This window comes from Streptomyces purpurogeneiscleroticus, assembly GCF_020024005.1.
Taxonomy (GTDB): Bacteria; Actinomycetota; Actinomycetes; order Streptomycetales; family Streptomycetaceae; genus Streptomyces; species Streptomyces purpurogeneiscleroticus.
On the sequence record NZ_NHSG01000233.1, the window covers coordinates 1 to 6,728 of the forward strand.

At 73.8% G+C, this 6,728-nt stretch carries 5 protein-coding genes and 1 pseudogene; 3 read left to right on the top strand and 3 right to left on the bottom strand.

Annotated features, from left to right (window positions below):
• The 3 genes and pseudogenes from CCS38_RS15185 to CCS38_RS15195 all read right to left on the bottom strand — a co-directional run.
• Positions 1 to 429: pseudogene (locus CCS38_RS15185) on the bottom strand (hypothetical protein); the annotation flags it as partial.
• Between the two features lie 54 nt (positions 430 to 483).
• A complete protein-coding gene (locus tag CCS38_RS15190) occupies positions 484 to 720 on the bottom strand; it encodes a DUF397 domain-containing protein (RefSeq protein WP_030617767.1) in 237 nt (78 codons plus the stop codon).
• Positions 721 to 855: 135 nt separating this feature from the next.
• A complete protein-coding gene (locus tag CCS38_RS15195; protein ID WP_223733798.1) occupies positions 856 to 4,008 on the bottom strand; it encodes an alpha-N-acetylglucosaminidase in 3,153 nt (1,050 codons plus the stop codon).
• A 397-nt stretch (positions 4,009 to 4,405) separates the two neighbouring features.
• Between CCS38_RS15195 and CCS38_RS15200 the strand changes: the two genes are divergently transcribed.
• The 3 genes from CCS38_RS15200 to CCS38_RS15210 form a co-directional block, all read left to right on the top strand.
• A complete protein-coding gene (locus tag CCS38_RS15200; protein ID WP_223733799.1) occupies positions 4,406 to 5,209 on the top strand; it encodes a GNAT family N-acetyltransferase in 804 nt (267 codons plus the stop codon).
• Positions 5,206 to 6,054 (top strand): lysophospholipid acyltransferase family protein, encoded by an 849-nt coding sequence (locus CCS38_RS15205; RefSeq protein WP_223733800.1) that lies wholly within the window; start codon positions 5,206 to 5,208, stop codon positions 6,052 to 6,054. Before CCS38_RS15200 ends, CCS38_RS15205 begins: the two co-directional genes overlap by 4 nt.
• 34 nt (positions 6,055 to 6,088) lie before the next feature.
• On the top strand, positions 6,089 to 6,728 hold a 640-nt coding region (locus tag CCS38_RS15210), incomplete at its 3' end, for a hypothetical protein (protein WP_223733801.1).

Genomic DNA, 6,728 nt, shown 5'->3' on the forward strand with positions numbered 1-6,728 from the left:
GGTCTGGTCCAGGGCCAGTTCGTCGGCGCCGCCGGAGCGCGGGAAGAGCCGCAGGCCCCAGACCTGGGGGAGCGGCGGCGGGAGCTGCGGCAGCGGCACCCGCCAGGGGCCGAGGCGCAGCGCCGGACGGCCCGCGGCGAGCGCCGCGCGCAGCACCCGCTGCCGTACGAAGGCGTACGCGGGGTCCGGCGGCGCGGGCGGCGCGCTCTCGGCGACGGGGGTGCGACCCCGGGGCAGCGCCCGCTGGGTGACGGCGTGCGCGGTGATCACGCGGCGGTTCCGGCCGAGCCGGGGCGGCAGCACCAGATAGGCCAGCCGCACCAGCCGGGGGTAGTGCTCCACGAGCGCGACTTCCGCCTGCTCGACGTCGATGACGCCGAGCGGGGAAGTGCGGTCCGGTGGCGGAGTTATTGCCTGCTGCTGTTCCACGTTCCGTAGAACGAGTGATTCATGGGATGGTCACTTTGACCACCGGGCGTGCGCTCAGTGCTGCCGGTCGAGGTCGAACTCGCCGTCCCGGGCGCCCAGTACGAACGCCCTCCACTCGCCCTCGGTGTACCGCAGCACCACGTCGGGGTCGGTGGAATTGCGCATCGCCACCGCGCCGCGCTCCAGGAACGCGATCTCCACGGCCTCCTCGGCGTCGCCGGGGGCGCGCTGCCAGACGGCGTCGGAGATGTCGAGGGCGTAGAGCCACTCCTTCTCGGCTGCGGCGCTCATGCGGTGCTCTCCTCGCGATAGCCCGGTCGGTACGGAGGTCAGCGTACGCCGCGCGGACCTGCTACGGGGAGCGAACGAACGACCCCGGACAGTGCTTTCACCGTCCGGGGTCGCCGCCGTACTGCCGTTGTTGCGTCAGTCCGTGCGCCAGCCGTCGAACTCCACCCGGCCGCGGGCGCCCGAGCCGCCGTTGGCCGCCGACATGTGCAGCCCCGCGTCCTGCGCGGCGGCGGCGCCGGGCACGGTGGCGGTGGCGACGGTGCGCCAGGTGTCACCGTCGTCCGTGGAGTACTCGCCCTTGAACGCGCCGCCCGCTTCCCGGGAAAGCCGCAGCGTGACCGGTGCTTTGACGCCCGTGACCCGCTCGTACCGGTCCAGCGTGCCGTCGCCGTTGGTGTCGTAGGACAGCGCGACACCGTTCTCCGGCGTGACGGAGAGGTTCACGAACCCCGCCGAGTCCTTCTCCGCCAGGCTGTTGCGGACGGCGATCCCGGCGCGTGCCCAGGGGCCGGTGACCGTCTGCTCGGTCACCTTCACCGTCACCGAACCGCCTGCGCGGAGCGCGCCCGGACGGTAGACGGCGCCGAACTCGGCGGTGGCCTTCCACAGGTCGGCGCCCGCCCCGTCGATGGCGAACCGCCCGTCGAGCTGACCGAAAACCGCCTCGTTCGTGGTGACCGTGCGCAAGCCCTCGTCCAGCGGCCCGGCCACGAAGAGCGAGCCCGTGCGCACCGTCGAGACCGCCGTCTCGCCCTGCGGCCCGTAACTGACCGTCAGTTCGTACGGCATCGGCTTCAGCGGCGACGTCAGTGGCTCGGCGGGGGCCGCGACCCGCCAGTCGACGTCTCCCTTGCCGCCGGCCGGTATTGACGGCAGCGAGACGGGGCCGCGGTCCTCGGCGTCCACCCCGCTCAGCGCGAAGTCCACCCGGCCGGTGTCCCGCAGCCCGCTGACGTTGTGCAGCGTCGCGGTGACGGTGGTCGCGCCGCCCGGCTCCATGGCGGCCGGCTCGGCGGTGACGACGACCCGCCCCTGGTACGGCGCCCTGGCGAGCACGTCGTGCACCTTCTGCGCCGTGCGGTGGGCGTCGGTGGTGGGCCGCAGCGGGTAGTTCTTGCGCTCCCGCGTCCACGGTTCCTCTATGGCGTACCAGTCGAAGGACCTCGGCTTCCGGTTCGCGGCGAGCGCGTCCTCCAGTTCGTCCAAGTACATCTGCCACTGCGGGAGATGGAAGTCGCCGATCAGGCCGTGCCAGTCGCGGTTGGCGTAGTTGGCGAGCCGCCCGCCGTCCGCGGTGGGCCGGTCCGCCCACGTGGTGATCAGCACCCGCGCGGTGCGCTCCAGCTGCGCCGCCTCCCGGTCGCCGGTCGCCATCCGCTTGGCGGCGTCCAGCCACGGTCCGAGGAGGAAGTGCCGGTGCGCGCCGGTCATGTCCTCGCTGAGCCGCATCAGCTGGAGCCAGAGCCTGGCGAGGTTGCGGAAGGCGGCCAGGTCCTTGCGCTGGTACGCCTCCTGGAGCTGCGGGATCAGCTGCCAGGAGCGGTTCGCCAGCGCCTGCCGGGCCAGGTCGGTCAGGTCCAGCCGGTACGCGTCGCTGTCGCGCAGCGCGGGCCGGACCGCCAGCAGGGCCGCGAACGCGGTGTCGAGCCGGGCGGAGGAGAACGCGGGCGTGTGCGTGGCGTAGTACGTGCCGGAGCGGGCGGTCAGCGAGGGGCGCGCGGCGAAGATCGAGTCGTGCGGCCGCCCGTCCTTGCTGCTGATCTCGTACGTGCTCTCCCGGAGCGCCGCGAAGGCCGCCCGTGCCTTGGCGTCCCGGCCGCCGTACCGCGCGTCCGCGTATCCGTCGAACCACGCCGCGCGGTCCACCGCCTCCTCCCGCCACGCCAGCTCGCTGAAGAGCTCGAACGCGGCCGGGTCCCGCTCGGTGGCCTCGGCCATGTACGCCGTGCCGACCAGCTTGCTGCCCTTCTTGTCCCGCCATTTCGTGAACCGTTCGGCCCACATGTGGGTCTTGGCCCCTATGGTCGTCCGGCCGCCGAAGTTCGGGATCGTGCCGAACGCGTACGGCACGTCGCCCCAGTCCTTCTCCCGGTCCTTGACCGTCTCCAGGTCCGAGAGGCCGTCCACGATCAGCATGTGCTTGTGGTCGACGGCGTCCAGCAGGTCCCGCCGCGGGTTCTCCTGCCAGCCGAGAATCACCCACGTGGCGTCCTTGTGGGCCGCCAGCATCGCCTTCTCCACGGCCTTCGCCGCGGCCGGCACCGGCACGTCACCGGGGTTGCCGCCCTCGTGCAGCAGGTCCATCTTGAAGTGCTTGACGGTCCCGAAGAGTGCCTTCTGGTGCCGGTAGAAGGACGCTGCCACCTTCTCGAAGACCTTGGTCCGCGGGTCCAGCCAGTCGGGGCGCTTCAGGCCCGCCCAGTTGCCCTGCGGGACGACCCGGGCGCCGGGATTGCGCCGCACGAAGCCGTCCGGGACGGTGCCGAAGTAACCCGGCAGCACCGGGTGCATCCCCAGCGACCGCAGCCGGTCGGCGATCCGCTTGCCCAGCTCGGTCCGCTTGGCGAGCAGCTCCTTGCTGACCGGGCCGCCGTAGCCGCTCATGTTCTGCAGCAGCCACCACGGCTGGTGCGTCGGCGCCGGCAACCAGGCCCGCGCCTCGGCGTCGGAGTACCCGAAGTCCTGCAGCACGCGGTGGTACACGGCCTCCGAGCCCGTCGTGACCAGGACCTCGTTCACGCCGTGCAGCGCCAGGACGTCGATCGTGCGCTCCCAGTGCGCCCAGTCGGCGTACGGCGCGGTGTACCCGTCGTGCGTGTCGTTGAGCGCGAAGCGGTGGGCGAGAGCGGTGGAGCGTTTCAGCGGGCGCTTGGGCGCGGGGAGCTTCGCGGGGAGGTCCAGCTGCTCACCGGCCCAGGAGATGTGCGCCCGGCAGGTGTACTTCAGATACCAGTTGACGCCGGTCAGGATCGCGGCCGGGCTGGTGCCCGTGACCTCGATGCGGCCGGGTGCACCGGCGACGAGGAACCGCTCGGCGGTGCCCGCGGGCCGCTTCACCGAGACGAGGTGGAACTGGTCGGCGTGGTGGGGGAGGAGACGCTTGAGCGCGGCGCGCGCCGGTGCGGTGTCGAAGGGAGCAGCGGTGGGTGTGCGGCTCGTCGGGCCCGCGAGGCGTGCCGGCTCCGGTACGGCGGAGGCGGCCATGGCGGGGGTATGCCCGCCGACCGCGACCGTGACACCCAGGGCGCCCGCGGTACCCAACACGTTGCGTCTAGTGACGTGGCTCACGCATGCCCCCACTGCTCGGCAGTATCAACGGTTACGTGCGAGGGGTCACGCTAACGGGCAGTCAGCCCATCTCCAAGGATGTTGATACGACCAGAACGCGCCGAATGTCGCGGCCGTAGGCCGGTGGAGTGAGAGGGGTTACGGCGCGTTTTCGACCGTCGTCGTGGCTGTTGTGCCGAGTGCGACCCGGGCCCTTCGGGGGCCAGTGTTCGGCGGTTTCTTACCCGCGCTCCTTCTGGGCTTCACGCGACGGGGCGCCGGGCGGGGGAAAAGTCGGCTGGGCGGCCGGGGTCTCCCCGGGCCTCTCGCCGCGACTGTGTCACGACCGCCGTGCCCGCCGGCCGGTGCCGTCCCCGCGACGGCCGGTGCGGTTCCCGCTCACCCGGACGGAGCTGTCATGTCCACGCCTTCTCCTACGACGACCGCCTTTCCGCACGGCCGGCCCACGCCGGACGCGCCCACTCCCGACGCCCCCGCCGCGTACACCACCTCCATCGCCGACTCGACCGCGCAGATCCGCGCCGCGCAGCGGCTGCGCCACCGGGTCTTCGGCGAGGAGATGGGCGCCACGCTGCACTCCCCGCTGCCCGGCCACGACATCGACGATTACGACGACCTCGTGGACCACCTGATCGTCACCGAGACCGCGACCGGCGAGGTCGTCGGGACCTACCGGCTGCTGCCGCCCGGCCGCAGCGAACGGCTCTATTCGGACGGCGAATTCGACCTGTCCGGACTGCACGCGCTGCGTCCCTCGCTCATCGAGGCCGGCCGCTCCTGCGTCCACCCCGCCCACCGCACCGGCGCGGTCATCAACCAGATGTGGGCCGCGCTCGCCCGCTACACCCTGCTCTCCGGCCACCGCTACCTCGCCGGCTGCGCGTCCGTACCGCTCGCCGACGGCGGGCAGTGCGCGCGGGCGGCGTGGGAGCTCGGCCGCACCAAGCACGCCGCGCCCGAAGAGCTGCGCGTCCGACCGCACCGGCCCTGGCTGCCGGACACGGCCGCGGCCGCGGCCCCCGGCGCCGGCGGCCGGGCCCAGCTGCCGCCCCTGCTCCGCGGCTACCTCCGGGTCGGCGCCTGGATCTGTGGGGCGCCCGCGCATGACCCGGAGTTCGACGTGGCCGACTTCTTCGTCGTCCTGGACATGGACCGGCTCGGCGAGCGGTACCGGCGGTTCTTCCTGGGCGACCAGCGGTGAGCGCCCGGGCCGCGGCACCCGGCGCCGCGCGGACGGGCATCTGGGACGTGCTCTCCACCTGCACGTCCGGCTGCATCGACCACGCCGTGCCCCGGGCGCCGCTCGCCGCGACGGCGCGCCGCGCCGCATCCTTCACCCACGTACTGCTGCGGGCGGCCGCCGACCGTGACCGGCTCGCCGAACCGGGGCGGCTGCGACGGCACGCCCGCGCCGCCCTCGGCGCGCTGGGCGTCGGCCTGGTCCACGACGGCCCGCTGCTGCGCGCGGCGGGCGAGCGGACCGGCGGCCCCGGCACGCTCGTCGTGGTCAACCACATCTCCTGGCTGGACATCCTGGCGCTGCTCGCCGTCGAACCGGTCACCATGCTCGCCAAGCAGGAGGTCGGAAGCTGGCCCGTCATGGGCCCGCTCGCCCGGCGCGCCGGCACCCGCTTCATCGACCGCAGCAGCCCGCGCGGCCTCCCGCGGGCCGTCGCCGACCTCGCCGCGGAGCTCCGCTCCGGCCGCTCGGTGGTGGTCTACCCGCAGGCCACGACGTGGTGTTCGGCGACCGAGGGCGGCTTCCGCCGGGCGACGTTCCAGGCGGCGATCGACGCGGGCGCGCCGGTCCGCCCGGTCACCGTCCGGTACCTCCAGCACGGCAGGCCCTCCACGGTGCCCGCCTTCGTCGGCGAGGAGGACCTGGCGTCCTCGCTCCGCCGCGTCCTCACGGCGAGCGCCCTCACGGTCCGGGTCACGGTGCATCCGCCGCTGGCACCGGACGGGCGGGACCGGCGGGAGCTGGCGGCGGCGGCCGAGGCGGTGGTACTGGGACGGCGCCGGCGGGAGCAGGCCGTACCCGCCTGAGGCGCCGTATCTCCGGGTGACAGGATTGCGGTCCGTGACCCTCGATGCCCGCCCGCCGTTCCGCGCCGTGCGCGCCGCGCTCTTCGCGGCCGTGTGCGTGGTGCTGGCGGCGGCCGGGCACGCGGCCATGTCCGGCGCCGCCGTCCCGCCGGGCGTACTGGCCGCGGCCCTCGCCGCCGTCGGCGCCGCGGCCTGGCTCGCCGCCGGGCGGCAGCGCGGACTGCCGGCCATCGCCGGCGGAGTGCTGACCGTACAGACGGTCCTGCACCTCGCGTTCGCCGCGGCACAGGAGACCGAAGCGGCACATACAGTGCATACGGGCAACACTGCCCACATGACGGCCCACATGGGCGGCATGACCGGTGTGCAGGGCACGGGCGGCATGCAGGACATGCACGCCATGACCCCCGGCATGACCGCCGCGCACCTCCTCGCCGCCCTGCTGTGCGCACTCTGGCTGCGCCGCGGCGAGGCCGCCTTCTTCCAGCTGCTGTGGTGCGTGGCGGCCCTGGCCTTCCGGGCGTTGCGCCTGGTCGTCGCGGTGTGCCGGGCCCCCGCTCCGGTCCGCAAGGCACGGACACCGGAACGTACCCGGCCCCGCGTGCCCCGCTGGGAACTGATCGCCGACGCCGTCAGCCGGCGCGGCCCGCCCCCGGGCGCGGTGCTCCGTACCA